This is a genomic window from Syntrophomonas sp., from assembly GCF_028707975.1.
GTDB lineage: Bacteria > Bacillota > Syntrophomonadia > Syntrophomonadales > Syntrophomonadaceae > Syntrophomonas.
The window spans coordinates 30,500-46,712 of the sequence record NZ_JAQVZX010000006.1; the positions used below are offsets into that span (position 1 = coordinate 30,500).

The 16,213-nt window shown below is 44.1% G+C and carries 17 protein-coding genes and 1 riboswitch; of the genes, 14 read left to right on the forward strand and 3 right to left on the reverse strand.

All coding sequences use genetic code 11. The features are described from left to right. The 6 genes from minE to PHP87_RS01700 all read left to right on the forward strand — a co-directional run bounded on the left by minE (position 1) and on the right by PHP87_RS01700 (position 5,297). A complete protein-coding gene (minE, locus tag PHP87_RS01675) occupies positions 1–273 on the forward strand; it encodes a cell division topological specificity factor MinE (RefSeq protein WP_299917701.1) in 273 nt (90 codons plus the stop codon). A gap of 431 nt (positions 274–704) precedes the next feature. Then, entirely contained in the window at positions 705–1,841 is a 1,137-nt protein-coding gene (gene rodA, locus PHP87_RS01680) for a rod shape-determining protein RodA (RefSeq protein ID WP_299917703.1), read from the forward strand. Positions 1,842–1,904: 63 nt separating this feature from the next. Then, positions 1,905–2,330: a YkvA family protein gene (locus PHP87_RS01685; RefSeq protein WP_299917706.1), complete on the forward strand. Its 426-nt coding sequence runs from the start codon at positions 1,905–1,907 to the stop codon at positions 2,328–2,330. A gap of 88 nt (positions 2,331–2,418) precedes the next feature. Further along, a riboswitch (molybdenum cofactor riboswitch) is annotated at positions 2,419–2,537 on the forward strand. Between the two features lie 179 nt (positions 2,538–2,716). Beyond that, a complete protein-coding gene (locus PHP87_RS01690; protein WP_299917708.1) occupies positions 2,717–3,394 on the forward strand; it encodes an ABC transporter permease in 678 nt (225 codons plus the stop codon). An 11-nt stretch (positions 3,395–3,405) separates the two neighbouring features. Further along, positions 3,406–4,137: a phosphate ABC transporter ATP-binding protein gene (locus PHP87_RS01695; RefSeq protein WP_299917709.1), complete on the forward strand. Its 732-nt coding sequence runs from the start codon at positions 3,406–3,408 to the stop codon at positions 4,135–4,137. A 59-nt stretch (positions 4,138–4,196) separates the two neighbouring features. Then, positions 4,197–5,297, forward strand: coding sequence for a substrate-binding domain-containing protein (locus tag PHP87_RS01700; RefSeq protein WP_299917710.1), 1,101 nt, complete (start codon positions 4,197–4,199; stop codon positions 5,295–5,297). A 594-nt stretch (positions 5,298–5,891) separates the two neighbouring features. On the opposite strand, the gene PHP87_RS01705 is transcribed toward PHP87_RS01700, so the two are convergent. Beyond that, positions 5,892–7,061 (reverse strand): iron-containing alcohol dehydrogenase, encoded by a 1,170-nt coding sequence (locus PHP87_RS01705; protein ID WP_299917712.1) that lies wholly within the window; start codon positions 7,059–7,061, stop codon positions 5,892–5,894. A 514-nt stretch (positions 7,062–7,575) separates the two neighbouring features. Here PHP87_RS01705 and PHP87_RS01710 point away from each other — a divergent pair. From PHP87_RS01710 to PHP87_RS01725, 4 genes are all read left to right on the forward strand, one after another. Then, on the forward strand, positions 7,576–7,755 hold the full coding sequence (locus PHP87_RS01710; protein WP_299917713.1) for a hypothetical protein: 180 nt from the start codon (positions 7,576–7,578) through the stop codon (positions 7,753–7,755). Positions 7,756–8,001: 246 nt separating this feature from the next. Continuing rightward, entirely contained in the window at positions 8,002–8,736 is a 735-nt protein-coding gene (locus PHP87_RS01715; protein ID WP_299917714.1) for a Uma2 family endonuclease, read from the forward strand. Positions 8,737–9,163: 427 nt separating this feature from the next. After that, positions 9,164–10,303, forward strand: coding sequence for an acyl-CoA dehydrogenase family protein (locus PHP87_RS01720; RefSeq protein ID WP_299917716.1), 1,140 nt, complete (start codon positions 9,164–9,166; stop codon positions 10,301–10,303). 538 nt (positions 10,304–10,841) lie between these two features. Next, positions 10,842–11,999, forward strand: a complete 1,158-nt coding sequence (locus PHP87_RS01725; protein ID WP_299917719.1) for a hypothetical protein — start codon at positions 10,842–10,844, stop codon at positions 11,997–11,999. A 204-nt stretch (positions 12,000–12,203) separates the two neighbouring features. On the opposite strand, the gene PHP87_RS01730 is transcribed toward PHP87_RS01725, so the two are convergent. Then, positions 12,204–12,629, reverse strand: a complete 426-nt coding sequence (locus tag PHP87_RS01730; protein WP_299917720.1) for a PIN domain-containing protein — start codon at positions 12,627–12,629, stop codon at positions 12,204–12,206. Then, positions 12,604–12,885, reverse strand: a complete 282-nt coding sequence (locus PHP87_RS01735; RefSeq protein WP_299917723.1) for an AbrB/MazE/SpoVT family DNA-binding domain-containing protein — start codon at positions 12,883–12,885, stop codon at positions 12,604–12,606. The genes PHP87_RS01730 and PHP87_RS01735 overlap by 26 nt, the downstream gene beginning before the upstream one ends. Positions 12,886–13,254: 369 nt before the next feature. Between PHP87_RS01735 and PHP87_RS01740 the strand changes: the two genes are divergently transcribed. The 4 genes from PHP87_RS01740 to PHP87_RS01755 all read left to right on the forward strand — a co-directional run bounded on the left by PHP87_RS01740 (position 13,255) and on the right by PHP87_RS01755 (position 16,097). Continuing rightward, complete coding sequence (locus tag PHP87_RS01740; RefSeq protein ID WP_299917724.1) at positions 13,255–13,626, forward strand: GntR family transcriptional regulator; 372 nt, start codon at positions 13,255–13,257, stop codon at positions 13,624–13,626. Continuing rightward, positions 13,626–14,324, forward strand: coding sequence for an ATP-binding cassette domain-containing protein (locus PHP87_RS01745; RefSeq protein ID WP_299917726.1), 699 nt, complete (start codon positions 13,626–13,628; stop codon positions 14,322–14,324). Before PHP87_RS01740 ends, PHP87_RS01745 begins: the two co-directional genes overlap by 1 nt. Further along, a complete protein-coding gene (locus PHP87_RS01750) occupies positions 14,311–15,060 on the forward strand; it encodes a hypothetical protein (protein ID WP_299917728.1) in 750 nt (249 codons plus the stop codon). The genes PHP87_RS01745 and PHP87_RS01750 overlap by 14 nt, the downstream gene beginning before the upstream one ends. 527 nt (positions 15,061–15,587) lie before the next feature. Next, positions 15,588–16,097, forward strand: coding sequence for a hypothetical protein (locus tag PHP87_RS01755; RefSeq protein ID WP_299917731.1), 510 nt, complete (start codon positions 15,588–15,590; stop codon positions 16,095–16,097). Positions 16,098–16,213 lie beyond the last annotated feature (116 nt).

Genomic DNA, 16,213 nt, shown 5'->3' on the forward strand with positions numbered 1-16,213 from the left:
TTGTTGGATATTATTAACCGGCTATTGGGAAGGGAGAATGCAGGTAGCAGGGATATAGCGCGGGAGAGGTTGCGGCTGGTTTTAATTCATGATCGAGCTTCAGTATCCCCCAATTTCTTAAATGCATTAAAAGAGGAATTAATAAGAGTGATTCGGGAATATATGGAAATAGACGAAGAGTCCATCATCGTGGACCTGGAGAATGAAGATAATTCAGTTGCTCTGGTGGCTAACATTCCTATACGGGGCTTTAAAAGAGCCGCCAACGAATAGGGGTGCTATTGTAGCTGGCTGGCATAAGAGGAGGCGATACAGCAGGAGACCGCAAGGTCTCCTTATTTGTGTCAAGGGACGGTTTTAAATATATCAAGGGGACGGTCCTTCTGATATATATCATAATATATCTGCGTGAATCAGCGTCTATAATAACCTCCTGTAATGCCTTTATTTTCATTGGTGGTTGTGTCCTCCGGACATGGGGGGTTAGTAAGAAAATAGAATTCTTGACGCAGATGGACACTAATTTTTATGATTAACGCTGATATTAATCTGCGCAATAATAATATATCTGCGTAAAGCACCCTGCGCCCTGCGGGTACTCCTGCTATTCCATCCTCCAGGCGGAAGGGGGGGTAATACGGGAATTACATCCGCTAGACAGAGCTTTATGGTCCCATTATAATGAATTGGGGAGGCAGCAGCAATTGAATGCAAAAAGATTAAGATTTATTGATAAGGCTTTTATATTCGCTTTATTGAGCTTGCTAATTTTTGGCCTGGTGATTCTAAGAAGCGCTAGTATTGGGATTTCCAGTGACCCCTTTTTTTATCTAAAAAAGCAAGTATTTATAATATTTCTTGGCCTGGCTATGGCCATACTAATAATAAGATATGACTATTCCCAGTTTAGAAGATTCAGCCCTATACTTTACGGTATTTCAATCATACTCTTAGTTGCCGTTCTTATATGGGGGACAGAGATCAGGGGGACAACCGGATGGATTGGACTGGGATCTTTGCCAATGGTACAGCCGGCGGAGTTTACCAAGGTCTTGCTAATTCTGGCTTTTGCTGAATTTCTAAATCATCGTAAAGGCGAGCTTGATACATTGTCTGATATGTTACCCTGTTTTCTTTTTATGGGGATACCGTTTCTTTTGATAATATTACAACCTGATTTGGGAACTGCCCTGGTTTATATTGCTATCACCTTGGTGATGATGTTTGCCGCCGGTGCTAATTCCAAGATATTAATTCAGGTGATTGCCGTTGCTGTGGGTCTGGTCGCTCTTGGCCTTTATCTACATGTCCAATTCGGTATGTGCTTGCCTCTGGAAGATTACCAGTTGAAACGCCTTACTATTTTTCTAAATCCTTATGAAGATGGGCAGGGCGGACGGGGGATGGGTTGGAACACCATTCAATCATTGGTTGCCATAGGCTCCGGCGGTTTAACGGGGAAAGGGTTATTCCAGGGTACTCAAGTACAATTAAATTTTTTGCCTGAGCATCATACCGATTTTATTTATGCGGTGATAGGAGAGGAACTGGGGTTTTTAGGTGCTGCTTTTGTAATAATCTGCTACGGGGTTTTGCTTATAAGAGCCATTATTATCGCTTTGAACTCGAAAGAATTATTTGGAAGTTTGCTGGTATTAGGGATCACTGCTATGTGGTTGTTTCATGTTTTCGAAAGCATTGGCATGTCGATTGGTTTGATGCCTATAACAGGAATCCCGCTTCCGTTCCTGAGTTATGGGGGAAGCTCAATGCTATCCAATCTTATAGCGGCCGGTTTGATATTAAGCGTAAATGTAAGAGGAAAGAAGATTGTTTTTTAAATAGCCTGTACCAACCGGTAGTTTTTTGTAAGGAATTATCCATGGGATAAAGGAGGTTTTTTAATGAGCAATTCTGGTCTGAAGGATTTTACAAAAACTACAGTGAAAGAATTACTCTTGTTTATTCCTAACCTGTTAAAGCTTCTATATCGCCTGCTTAACGACCAGGCAGTTACTACCCTTGACAAGACTTTATTATTGGCCACGGCAGCCTATGTAATCTCACCATGGGATTTTCTTCCTGACATGGTGCCATTTTTAGGCCAACTAGATGACCTGGTATTGCTGGCGCTGGTTTTCAAACGATTGACAGATAGCGTAAGCTCTGAGGTGTTGCATAGTTATTGGGATGGTAAGCCCGATTTACTTCATCTCCTGGAGGACATAGTTAAGCTGGGACTACAATTCCTTCCCCCCGGCATATACCAGCGACTGGTCAAACATACTGAACAGCCATACCAGGCAGACCTGAAATATGGAAGTGAGTAATGCCCAGAAGGAGATACTATTTCAATTAAATAAACTTGAGCATGAAGGGAGGATTTTCAGAGGTATTGTAGAAATAAATAGGTAATGGAAGTTTAAAACTCACCGAGTTTTCCGGTCTAAGGTTTTGTGGCTATGAGCGGGAAGCCGATAGGTATGAGGGGAAACGCCCATGCCTCCCGTTTGGAAAGGAGAGTTAAAAGTATGGTGGTGGAGTAAAATACCGGGCTTGTCTATCTGGGATGGGCCTGGTTTTTGTTTGCAATATTGGTTTCACTGCCAAACCCTTTTTGGCATAAATTTTACATAGATATAACGAACGACATAGTATAAGAGAAGCATGAAGAGTCTCTTGGGACGAGACTAAAACCATTGGAGGGTTTATTGCTATGGAAGCAGCTGTAAACAGTTTATTTGCACAAAAAATGGAAATAGTGGAAATAGTTAAGATGTCCCTGCAGGTATCAGGATCAGCTACTATAATCAGTGCCCTGATAGGAATTCCCCTGGGGGCCTGGATAGGTTTGTCTGAGTTTAAAGGCAAGAGGTTCTTATTAAAATTAGTATACACTATGATGGCCTTGCCACCGGTGCTGGCTGGTCTCCTGGTCTATCTGCTTCTTTCCCGCAGTGGGCCTCTGGGATTTATGGAATTGCTTTTTACTCCCTCAGCGATGATTATTGCCCAGTGCCTTCTGGTTACACCAATTGTGACCGGACTGGTATCTGCCGGCGTAGCTGCCAAGGAAGGCTTGATCTTTGAGCATGCCATTAGCCTCGGAGCGAGCAAGGCACAAGCTACCTGGACCATAATAAAGGAGGCGCGTACAGGAATTATTGCCGGGGTTATGACCGGTTTTGGGAGGGCTTTCGCGGAGGTCGGAGCGGTAATGCTGGTGGGAGGAAATATAAGGCATATGACCAGAGTGCTTACCACCTCCATAGTAATGGAAACCAGACAGGGTAATTTCGAGATGGGCGTAGCCCTGGGGATTATACTTTTATTGCTATCGTTCATGGTAAGTTCAATAGTTCTGTCAAATGCTGATGAATTTAGTTTGAAGTAGAGGTGTTGCCAATGAACTTATTCGAAATATCCGGATTAAGGAAGAGCTTCGGAAGTAGAACCGTATTGAATATCGATGAACTCACGCTTCAGGCAGGTAAAATTTATGCTGTCTTAGGTCCCAATGGTTCTGGTAAAACGACATTATTGCGGATTTTGAATCTTTTAGCTGCACCCGATACCGGCCGGATTAAGTTTATGGGAGGTGATATCGGAATTTCACAGGCTGACCGGCTGTCTGTATCGCGGCAAATGTGCATGGTGTTTCAGAGGCCATTCATGTTTCGCAGTACGGTATTCAATAATGTAGCCTATGGTTTAAAGCTCAGGCGAGTGGCCAAGGCCGATTGCGAAAAAAGGGTTAATGAAGCCTTGGACTTTGTGGGTATGGGGAATTTTGTCAAGCAATCCGCTACCCGCCTTTCCGGAGGGGAGACCCAGAGAGTGGCTCTGGCCCGGGCTCTGGTTTTGCAGCCCCAGGTTTTGCTGTTGGATGAACCCACAGCTAACCTTGATCCAGGAAGTGTCCAGCAAATTGAGGAGATAATCCGCAAATATCACCAGGAATACAATACCAGTGTAATCATAGTCACCCACAATCTATTTCAAGCTAAAAGAATGGCTGACGAAACTATTCTTCTGATTAATGGCGAGGTGCTTGAGCGAGCTTCCACAGCTGAGTTTTTTGAACATCCTCGGGAGCTTGGAACCCGTCATTTTCTGGATGGAACCATGGTTTATTAGAGAGAGCTATTAGAGAGGGGAGCAATTATCAAAGCTCCAAAAGGAAAGGAGACAGTATTATGAAAAGATTTCGGGACTTAATTGCAGTAATAGCTATTTGTATGATGGCTTTTACCCTGCTGCCGTTTAATGTTGAGGCAGCTCAGGTGGAAAGCACTATGACCCTGGCTACCACGACCAGCACCCAGGATTCCGGACTGCTCGATTACTTGCTGCCGGTTTTTGAAAAGGATTACAATACCAAAGTTAAAGTAATAGCGGTGGGAAGCGGTCAAGCTATGGAAATGGGAAAAAAGGGAGACGCTGATGTATTATTGGTACACTCCCGCGCTGCCGAGGACAAATTTGTGGCTGATGGTTTTGGCATAAACCGCAAGGATGTAATGCATAACGAATTTCTGATTGTTGGACCTGCCAGCGATCCGGCTAAAATTAAAGGAACTACCGATGTAGTAGCGGGATTCAAAAAAATAGCTGCCAGTGAAAGCAAATTTGTCTCCCGTGGGGACAAATCAGGTACTCATGTCAAAGAACAGGGAATATGGAAAAAAGCGGACATTATCCCGGCTCTTCCCTGGTACATTGAGGCCGGAAAAGGCATGGGTGATACCCTTTTGATGTCGGGTGAAATGAAAGCTTACACTCTGGCGGATGAGGCCACCTGGCTAAGCTGGAAAGGAAAAACCGAATTGACCGAGATTCTTCAGGGCGATAAGTTGCTTTTCAATCCTTATGGGGTTATTGCAGTCAACCCGGCCAAGCATCCTGGTGTCCATAAAAACGCTGCCAATGCATTTATTGAATTCATGACCGGAAGCAAGGGACAGAATATGATAGCTTCGTTTGGTAAAGAAAAACATGGTAAAGCCCTCTTTACCGCTGATGCTCTTCCTGCTCCGGCTGCTCCCGCTCCGGCTGCTCCCGCTCCGGCTGCTCCCGCTCCGGCTGCTCCCGCCCCGGCAGCAGTAAGCCCGGCTGAACAAGCCACGGTTAATGTCTATGCCTTAAATGTTCGCACTGGTCCGGGAACCAATTACAGGGTTCTGGGTAGTGTTATAAGGGGAACTCAGCTGCAGGTACTGGGCAGCAGTGGAAAATGGTTGAAGGTAAAATATAACAACAACGAAGCCTATGTAGCCGGATGGCTGGTAAAGAAGTAGATAGTAATTCGGGAAAAGGAATATTAATTACTGAGCAATAGATTTTGAAAATATTCTAAAGGCAAGTGGAAATCCCACTTGCCTAATTTCTTGGGCATGTCTGGCTTGGGTGGACAGCCAGGCGATGAGATTCGCTATGGAGAAAGTACTAAAGATAGCGTCAGAATCTGATTAATAGCGGTCAAATACTTGTCATTTTTAAAGCTTGAAGGCTATAAAAGTAAAGCTCTGATGTTACTGCAAAAAGTTATAAATATGCATTAGCGTGCATAAATATATGCTCCAGCGTCCTTAATCGCGACCGAAGGGAGCATCAGTTGTGCCCGACAGGGCGCAACGCATGGGCAACACTTGCGGCTCAAGGGGTACCGCGCTAATCTCCCATCCTGGTAACAAACCTAATAGCGACACCCGCAGGGTGGAACACCAGTAGTACCCGCAGGGTGATAGCGCTCACGCGATGTCCTGTCGCTCGTCCCCTTTCGCCTGCTCACCTTCGCCGGTAGTTGCATCCATGCTTCGCCCCAGCGCTTTGTATATTTATGCAACCCTTATGCAACAAAAAGGGGTTTTTGCAGTAGAGTCAGCTTTTAGCTATTTTCCGTTAAAGGCGTTTGTCAAAATCTTCAGGACATCCGAAAATTCCAGTTTTTTAAATGAGCCCAGGGTGCCATGAGCAGTTGCTTTTTCGGCCATTTCGATCAAACGATCTGATTCCACCCCGATTTCGCTTAGACTGCCGGCCAGATGCAGCGAGCGGAAAAACTCCGCCGTCTTTTTTATGCCCGCCCGGGCTACTATGAGGTCTTCAGTTCCTTCTATGCTCCAAACCTGCCGTGCGTAATCTGCCAGGCGGGGTGCAGTCACCTCATCCATGACATAGTGCATCCAATAAGGAGTGAGGATGGCCAGGCCTAGACCATGGGTGATATCATAGAGAGCACTGATTTCGTGTTCTATATCGTGGGTGGCCCAATCAGTTCGCTTGCCTGCCCCCAGCAATCCATTCAGAGCCAGGCTTCCCGTCCACATCAGATTGGCGCGGGCCTCATAGTTGTCTGGTTCGGCCAAAGCTATTGGCCCATAGTGGATACAGGTCTTCAGCATAGCTTCCGCCAGGCGATCCTGAATAAAAGTTCCCGGAGTAGGGCTGAAATATTGCTCAAATACATGACTCATAATATCCACCGTTCCCGCTGCCGTTTGTTCAGGTGGAACGCTGAAGCTGTATTCCGGATCGAGAATGGAAAAACGGGGAATCAAGACGGTACTGCCGGTTCCCAGCTTCTGCTCCGTTTCCTTGTTGCTGATGACAGCGTTGCCGTTCATTTCCGAACCAGTAGCAGCCAGAGTAAGTATGCATCCCAGTGGCAAAGCATAGTTTATTCTAGCCCGGCGGGTAAAGAAGTCCCAGGCATCCCCCTCATAACCGGCGCCGGCAGCAATGATTTTAGCGCAATCAATCGTGCTTCCCCCGCCAACTGCCAGCACCAACTCTATCTCATGTTCTTTGCAGAGCTCCACCCCCTGGCGTACGCTGCTTATGCGCGGGTTGGGTTGAACCCCGGAAAGTTCTAAATGAGTAATTCCGAAATCATCAAAAATATTTACCACCTGCTCATAAAGCCCACTACGCTTGATGCTGCCACCACCGTAGACCAGCAGCACCCTCCTGCCGTAAACCAAAATCTCCCGGGCCAATTCCTCAATCTTGCCCCGCCCAAAATGAATGCGGGTGGGAAAATGAATATCGAAGTTTAACATACTTATAACCATTCCTTTCTTGAGGCACAGAACATCATGAAATAATTTCTGTAAAGGCTTTTACCTGCATTATGTTTTGTGCTGGTTTATGTTTTTTCTCCTGGCATGCATATTGTTTTAGCAGTACAGCTGCTGCCGAATTATTATTATCTTAGCGCAAATTCAGGGTCAGGGAAAGCAGAGGAGATATTAGTGCCACGCATGCCGGTATCTAGAGTATTCTTTGCTTATCTGTTATAATTAAAATAATAAAAAGGGGCCTCCAAGCTCCCGGGGGCATAGCACCACTGGAATACGAGGTGCTGCGGAATGTGAAGATCTAACTGGAGGATCCCGGTTCTTGTGGGAAGCCTCCAGTTGCGTTTATAGGAAAATTACAAAAAGGAGCATGAATTGTGCGGGTTGGGGTCAGGCCACGATATGCAGTATATGAATCGACCGGGATTTCATGAAGAGGAAAGTTATGGTCTATGAAAACGTCACCCTCTGGGTGCCTTAGAAAGGGGAGATGTTGATGAAAACCATGACTGCTTTTGAAAAACAGCTTCAGATTGAAAAGCAAAACCGAATAGCTAAAACACATTGTAAATTATGCAAACACCTTATCGGAAACAAGCCCCACATTGTGTTCGAGGAGAGATATTTTCACTCTGTCTGCTTGAAAAAGAAGACAAACATAGCCCTGGACAGGTAAATGACATGAATCAAGCAAATTTGATTAACCAGCCCAACATTTCTAAAGTGGCCCGGCTCCACCGCCTGTTTTATTTTGCTGAAATCTAACTATATGTCACTGACAAAACCCCTGTTTTTGTATACGGTATATTTATAAAAATCTTCCCCCAGAGTAATTGCGGGTTTTCTTAAATAGCTATTATTAATTGACATTATAGCTAAAACATCTTAATATAATGGCTAATTAAGAACTGGGGGCGAGCTTATGCGTGTCAATACTACAGATTTGCAGAATGCTTTCGGGAAATATCTTTCCCTGGTAGCGAAGGAAGATATTATTATTACCAAAAACGGGAAAAGCGTGGCCAAAATGATTCGCTATAATGAACCCGAGTATTTTCTGGTCCACGAAGAAGCAAGAGGTTATAAAACCACCAAAAAAATCAGTTATGAAGAATACATGGAGCTGGTCGATTCATCTGACCAGAGGTATGAACTTATTGATGGCGAGATTTATCTGCTGGCGTCACCAAGTATTAAACATCAGATTGTAGTTAACGAAATAGCCTGGCATTTTAATAACTATTTTAGAGGAAAGTCTTGCCGGTCCTTAACGGCGCCACTGGATGTGAGGCTGTTCGGATTTGCGACCAAGTTCGAAGAAGATCCCAATGTTGTCCAGCCGGATATTGTTGTCATCTGCGACCTGGACAAGGTCAACGAGGCTAACAAATATGAGGGCATACCCACACTTGTGGTTGAGGTATTGTCTCCATCGATGAAAGGCAAAGATATGGTTACGAAATTAGAATTATACATGAAAAGCGGGGTTTCGGAATACTGGATAGTAAATCTGGAGAATAAGAGTATTTTGCAGTATTCCTTTTCCCCGGAAAGAGATATAGAGAGCTTAAAATGCCTGAGGGAGGAAGACATAATAGAATCAAGTGCTTTCGCCGGGCTTAAGATATCGTTGGGAGAAATTTTTGCTGAAATCTAACGACCTTCTTTAATTGGCTTTCCTTGAATTGGCGGGGACAAAACTCTGAAGAAGACATCAAAATTGTATTAAAGAACTTCATTTCGAAGAAGCCTTAAAACAGATTAGAGTCGCTAGTTAGCGATTTTTCTACAGCAATCTTAATGTCTTTCACAAAATAATGTGTCGTTAAGTATGGCACATTATTTTTCTATAGGCAAAGGATAATGTCGCAGGCAATATTGTGCTAATTAATGAAAATGATTATAATATTATCCAATCATACATTGTTAAGGAACAAAAGCAAATTCCTATCTATTATCTATTATCTATTTATCTTCCAACATGATTATGAACCTGGAAAGGAAGGGGGGTTGTGTTTTTTAAATAAGGCAAAAGCTGGGGCTGATGCAAATAGGTGATATTATTGCAGAGAGGGGATAAATTAATGAATTTTAATTATACAGAAGAACAGCTCATGTTGAAGGACGCGGTGAGGAAGTTTTCAGAGAAAGAGATTGCTCCTCTGGTCAAATGGATGGAAAGCGAAAAGAGGACACCACGGGATTTGATCAAAAAGATTAAAGATTTAGGCTGGTGCGCCATCCAATACCCGGAGAAATACAGTGGTACGGGAAACACCTATGTTGAGTATGTTATTATGCAGATTGAGATGGCAAGGGTATATTGTTCAACCGCATGTACCATCTCGGTTAACGGCATGCTGGGGGCGAATATCATGAAATTTGCCACCGAAGAGCAGAAAATGAAATTCCTTCCGGAGCACCTTTATGGTGAGGGGATTGGTAGTTTCGCTTTTACCGAAGCGGCAACCGGCTCCGATCCGAATGCGCTTCGGACAACATGTGTCCGTGACGGGGATGAATGGGTTATCAATGGAGAAAAGGTTTTTATCACCAATGCAACCATGCCGGGTTTGATGGGCATATTCTGCAAGGATGTCGAAATGGGCGGCAAGTGCACGAACATCATCATACCCAAGGGGACCGAAGGATATTCCACCCCGAGGATTTATGATAAGATGGGCATGCACGGGCTGGAAGTATCCGATGTCGTATTGGACAATGTAAGGGTGCCTTATGAAAACACAACCGGCGGTGAGGCCATGCGGGGCAAGGGGTTCCAGGTACTGCTCGGCTCCACTCAGATTGGCAAACTTTCGGTCTGCGCTCAGGCTGTGGGTATGGCTCAAGCGGCTTTGGAGGAGGCGGTTAATTATTCCAAGGTGCGGGTGCAGCGTGGTAAGCCCATCTCCAACTTCCAGACCATCCAGTCCTTGATTGGCGATATGGCCACCGATGTGATGGTAGCGCAGCAGATAGTACTGGCTACCGCATTTAAAGCGTCAGAAGGGAAAGAGCTGGCCGCCGATGCCGCCAGAACCAGATTGTTTACTTCCGAAGCTGTTCACCGGGTGGCAAGTAAAGCCATGCAGGTCATGGGGGCTTACAGCTATACAACCGAGTTCCCCATTGAGCGCATCTTCCGCGATGCCAAGCTAACCGAGATTTATGAAGGCGTAAATGAGATTCAGCGACTCATAGCTTCGACTGATCTGCTGAGATAGCAAAAGTTGACAAGGGTAGGGGGTTGTTGTCACATTTTAGCTTATACCGGCTGGAAAGGTCTATAGTGGAAACCAGCCCTTGATCCGCGAGACAAGCCGCAGGTGTTGCCCATGCGTGGGGCGCCCTGTCGGGCACAACTGATGCTTCCTTCGGTCGCTATTAAGGACGCTGGAGCGGTATATTTATGCACGCAAATGCATATTTATAACTCTTTGCAATAACATCAATCATACATTGGTAAGGAACAAAAGTAAATTCCTATCTATTATCTATTATCTATTTATCTTCCAACATGATTATAAACCTGGAAAGGAAGGGGGGTTGTGTTTTTTACAGTGACATCAGAATTGTATAATAAAACTGTAAAACTAATGCTGAAAAGGAGCGATTAAAAAGGAAAAACTTGAGCATTAAAACTAAAGCATGAAATTCAAAAAGAAGCCCGTCTCAGTTTTATGGGCTTTAATCGCTAAAGCCGAAGTCTACTGGATCAAATACTTCTGTATAATTATGCCGTAATGAAAAAGGGGAATTGAAGTGGGCTGCACGAAAGCATATGTTGAGTTGAATGGATTTGAGGGAACGGTAACAATTAATGAACCAGTTTTACGTTACCCTGGTAATCCAATATTAACATGCCATGACATTAACAAAATCTGGGATAATGATAGTCGATTATATACATACAGCGTTCATAATGCAGGAATGGCAGAAGTGACTGGTACGAATGGCCAGACTCAGACAATAATGCTCTTTCGTTCCCACATTACTGATGGTCGTAGTGTAATAGGAAAAGCTGAAAGTGACAATGGCTTAAACGGTTGGAAGGTCGACCCCAGACCATTTTTATTACCTGCGACAGAGAATGACATATTTGCTAAGGGTGTCGATATTGCCTCTATTATTGAATCTGAGGCCGGCGGTGTGGAAGATATTCGGGTTAATCCCGTTGGGAGCGGCTTGTATGTATTGACTTATAGTGCCTATCACGAACAGATTGCTGATAGAGTCAAGGTTATGATGGCTGTTACAAAGGACTTTAAGACTATTGTTCGCTATGGTCCAATATCTGAACAAGATATGCGCAATGTTGTTATATTTCCTGAACCTGATAAAGATAAAACATGGATAGCCTTGCTGCGTCCAAACGATAAAAACAGGGAAGTTTCTGGCTCCGGTCATATCGGTGGCTCATTTGGGGAAATATGTACAGCTTTCGCACCAGGTCCTACCGGACCATGGGAAATCGGCAATGTAATCATGAGAAGCGGTCACGGGCCCAGTGCATTCCAGGCTAAGATTGGCCCAGGTGCCCCGCCTATTAGAACTCGCTATGGGTGGCTAAATATCTTTCATGGTGTACGTTCAACCTTGGCTGGCAATCCTTATACCTTGGGTGTGGCATTCCATGACCTTGAAGACCCAACCAATCCAAGTAAACTTCGTATTAGTGCCAAACCGTTGTTAATGCCCAGTGCAAGTGATTGTTTAGTTAGAGAGACTGATTATGCCCACGTTCCTAATGTAGTGTTCAGCTGTGGTGCATTAACCGGTAAGGAGGATACAGTAGCTATATATTATGGCGGTAATGATACAGTTATGAATGTCGGCCTGGCAAATATACAAATTCTAAATGAGATGTGTAATGCTTTCCGCCTGGATCCATTGACAGGGAAACATCTGTATTCTCTGTAAAAGCTAACATCTTGTTTCTAGGTATCATGGTCTTTTAGAATTTTCATCTTGTTTTACGGATTTGGGGAATCAATTGATTTTGATTGGTTTTCTCCTACCATATTTGATTACTGAAGAAGTTGCAGAAAGCCTTGTAACCAAAGTAGAGTTTCGTTTAGAGGGTCGATGATGTTAAACCTATTAATTTCGTGTTTGTGGCAGCTGCTATTTTATAAAATCGCCGGAATTCAGGAAATCCCCGGGTGAACCTATCCGGAATGGTACTTTGTCCATATCAATATTTAAGAAGTGCTTGTCCAGGCTGATTAACCAATCCACCCGGGCAGTAAGAGCAGAAGCCAGTATTTTTACATCGTGGCGGTTGATTAAACTTGCCGCTTTTTTTATGCTTTCTTCATTCGCTTCAACTATTATAAATGCCAGGGAACGGAACAAGTGATAAAAATGGGGCAAGTATGCAGGTAGTTTTTTTTCAATGTTACGTGTTGCTTCTCTGACCACTTCCGCGGAAATTATCGGAATCAGGACTCTTAATTCTGCCAGATTTAGAATTTCCCGTGATCCACCCTGGGGGGAAGCTAAGCCGGCAATTATTACACTGCTATCAAGAAATATCCGGATCGATTTCATACTCATGGTTCCCTTCACGTAGCTCAGACAACAATTCTTCCAGTTTCAGGTCGGCCTGCTTCAGGCCATACTCAACCTGACGGGCCAGCTCGTTAACAACGGTATTTTCAGGATAAAGCACCAATGCCCTGCCAATCTCACAAACCCGAAGAAGCGAATTATCTTTGATATCTAAACGGCGCCTGAATTCTACAGGGATGGTAAACTGTCCGCGCTCCCTCATCTGAACCTTCTTGCTTATAACCCTTTTGGACACGGGAACACCTTCTTTCAGAATTTCTTATTTCTGAATTCATATTACATGAAATTATATTGAACAGTCAAGGTGTGTGCAGGGCAAACATATTTAACCTTTGCATAAAGTTTGATTGCCTAGCTGGCCAACGCTGCGTTCCAGGAAAAAACAGCATTTGTTTTTTATCGTAATATAGCTGAAAGATATGAGGCAAAGGGAGGCGTAAATTTATTTGAAAGCTTTATTTGTTACATGGGTAAATTCCAGTCCCTGCCTCTTTTCACGTCTTCTCTGAGCTCTTCAATAAACCGCTTGACAATAATTAATAGCAGGCTTACCATAATAGTATACTAATAAACTAGTACACTATTGTTCTGGGAGGTGGAAGCTATGAAATTTGACAGTTCCCGTCCCATTTATCGGCAGATAATTGACAGCTATAAAAAGCAGCTTATTCGGGGTGAGCTTAAGACGGGTGATAAAATACCATCCCAGCGGGAATATGCCGAGCAGGTACGCATAAACCCGAATACCGTGCAGAGAGCTTATCGGGAAATGGAGGCCCTGCAAATGGTGGAAACGCAGCGGGGGCAGGGGACATTTATTATTGTTGCCGAGCCGATGCTGACAGAGATCAAGTTGGAGATGGCCCGGGATGTGCTGGAGTATTTTAGCGGGGAGATGAAGTCTCTGGGATATACCTACGCCCAGATGATAAGCATGTTGGAGGAAGAAGAAAAGAAACAGGGAGGAGGGTTTTAATGATTGAGTTTAAAAAGGTGTCGAAAAGGTTTGGCAGTACACAGGCCCTGGATAAGTTGGACGCAAATTTCCCCACCGGTAAAATAATTGGTCTTTTTGGTCCCAATGGAGCAGGTAAATCAACCAGTATTAAAATGATAGCAGGACTCAATCGTCCGGATCAGGGGCAAGTACTGATAGACGGTGAACTGCCGCGCATGAGCAAAGCCCAAATAGCCTATTTGCCGGAAATAGATCATTTATATCCCTGGATGACTGTTGGCCAAGCGGCCGAATTTACCCGAACTTTTTATGGGGATTGGGACAACGATAAATACCATGAGCTTTTAAAATACTTAAACCTGAGTGCGGAAATGAAAACAGGTAAAATATCCAAAGGTCAGAGGGCCAAAACCAAGCTATTGCTTACTGTTGCCCGGCGTGCTCCTTATCTATTAATGGATGAACCATTATCAGGTATAGATATTCTGACCCGGGAAGAGATAATAAACGCCCTGGTAAGAGATTATCGGGAAGGGGAACAGACCATAATAATATCCACTCATGAGATTGCCGAAGTAGAGAGCCTGGTTGACGAAGTGTTTTTTATCGATCAAGGAAAGATTATGCTATCCGGATCGGCGGAAGAATTCCGAGTGGAAAGGGGCCAATCTCTGGTAGAAATAATGAAGGAGGCGTTTCGCCATGTCGACCAGTAAGTTGAAAATGTTTTCCCAATTATATACCAAAGATCTGCGGGAATTAGTACCTGAAATCGTTATAGTAGTAGCTGCGGCAGTGATTCTTAACGGATTGTTCTATTTTAATATGAACCGGGATACATCATTTCACCCGGCAGTTTTTATAATACCTACTTTTATGGTGCTGGCCGTGGCTGCTTTTTTGCCGTTTGTTTCTTCTTTCAAACTGGTAAGCCGTGAGTGGAGCAATAATACGGTTTATCTCATCATGTCATTGCCGGTTTCAGGGGTCATGATTATGGGGGCCAAGCTGGCTGCTTTAATTACCCAGTATATTGCAGGGACTTTGATAGCTGTCTTGATGGGATTGTTTTTGGCTCGGGAAGCAATTCCGGATATTATGAAATTAATATCCAACTACCCGGATATCCTGAACCTGGCCATTTTGTTTTATTTACTGAGTATTGCCGCTTTACTATTTCTGATTAGCATGGGTTTTTTGAGTCAGATTACAGGAAAATTAAGCTCGCGCTTCTCCAGTCTGATTACTTTTATAGTTTTCCTTCTCACCTTTTATAGCATGAGTAAAATCATCAATTATTCTATCGTTAAACTGAGAATGATAACGCCTGCTGATTCGTCGGCAATCCTTAACAATTCGTTCCTGACCGGGGATCTATTAATATTGTTGCTGGCGGCGACAGTAGTATTCACCCTGGCGGTGGTAATTTATGATCGCAAGATAGAGCTATGATTCGCGGGCATGCCCGCCCAGGTGCGGGCATGGGGACGGTTCTTTTGCCCGCAGGTAGACATTATCTTAGATACTATGAAACAGCTTGATGAAGAATATTGCAGCAAGGCAGAATGGTTGGATTGGCAAAATAAATGGCCAGAATGGGCATTATTTAATATCAACATAAATGATAGCAGAATAAAGAACAATGGGATTATGCTGCCATGCTCCCCTCAATAATTGCTGATATTGCTTCCCAGGGCTATACTTTCGAAATACCAACACCCATGCCCGTGCATTGGGACGATGCGGGCAAAAGAACCCCCATGCCCGCAAACCTTGTTCACAAAATTACGCAGTTATGGTAATATGTCGTAAAGTCTAATTGATAAAAAGGGCATAGCTCTTCCTATACACTACCAATTAAAGGTATAATGGCAGTGATGTTATCTCATATTAGAATAAGATTGTGCCGTTGCCCTACCTGGTGGGCCGTTCCGATGACCCGACCAGACGATGATTAATTAGGGATAGGGGGTACTATAATGAAAAACGAAGAAAAAATCCTTAGTATTCTTGAGTTTATGCAGTCAGATATTAAAAGCCTTAAGGATGGCCAGGCTAATCTGGAGCAAGGCCAGGCTAATCTGGAGCAAGGCCAGGCTCTTACCAATTCTCGCCTAGATACTCTGGAGCAAGGCCAGGCTCTTACCAATTCTCGCCTAGATACTCTGGAGCAAGGCCAGGCTGTATTGCAAGAGGGCCTGGTTGCTACTAATTCGCACCTAGACACCCTGGAAAAAGGTCTGTCTGCTACTAATTCTCGCCTGGATACTCTAGAGGAAAGTGTGGCTAAATTAAGCCAGTCCCAGGCCCGGATGGAAAATCAGCTTACTGAACATATCCGGGGTTTATGGGACTTCCAGTCGGTACAAACTGATGTTAATAACCGTGTTCTGGCTGCCCTGGAACGCATTGAGAATAAGATAGAAAAACATGACATACAAATCCAGGCTTTAGATCTAACCAAGTCCAACAAGCGAAAAATTAAATAGTAAGAACTCTCACCCTATAGCCAACGCCCATGCCGGGCGCACAACAAAAGCCACCCTGCAAAGGTGGCTTTTTTCAGTTCCAAACTAAACTATTTCTTGTATCCCGTCCCGGTAAT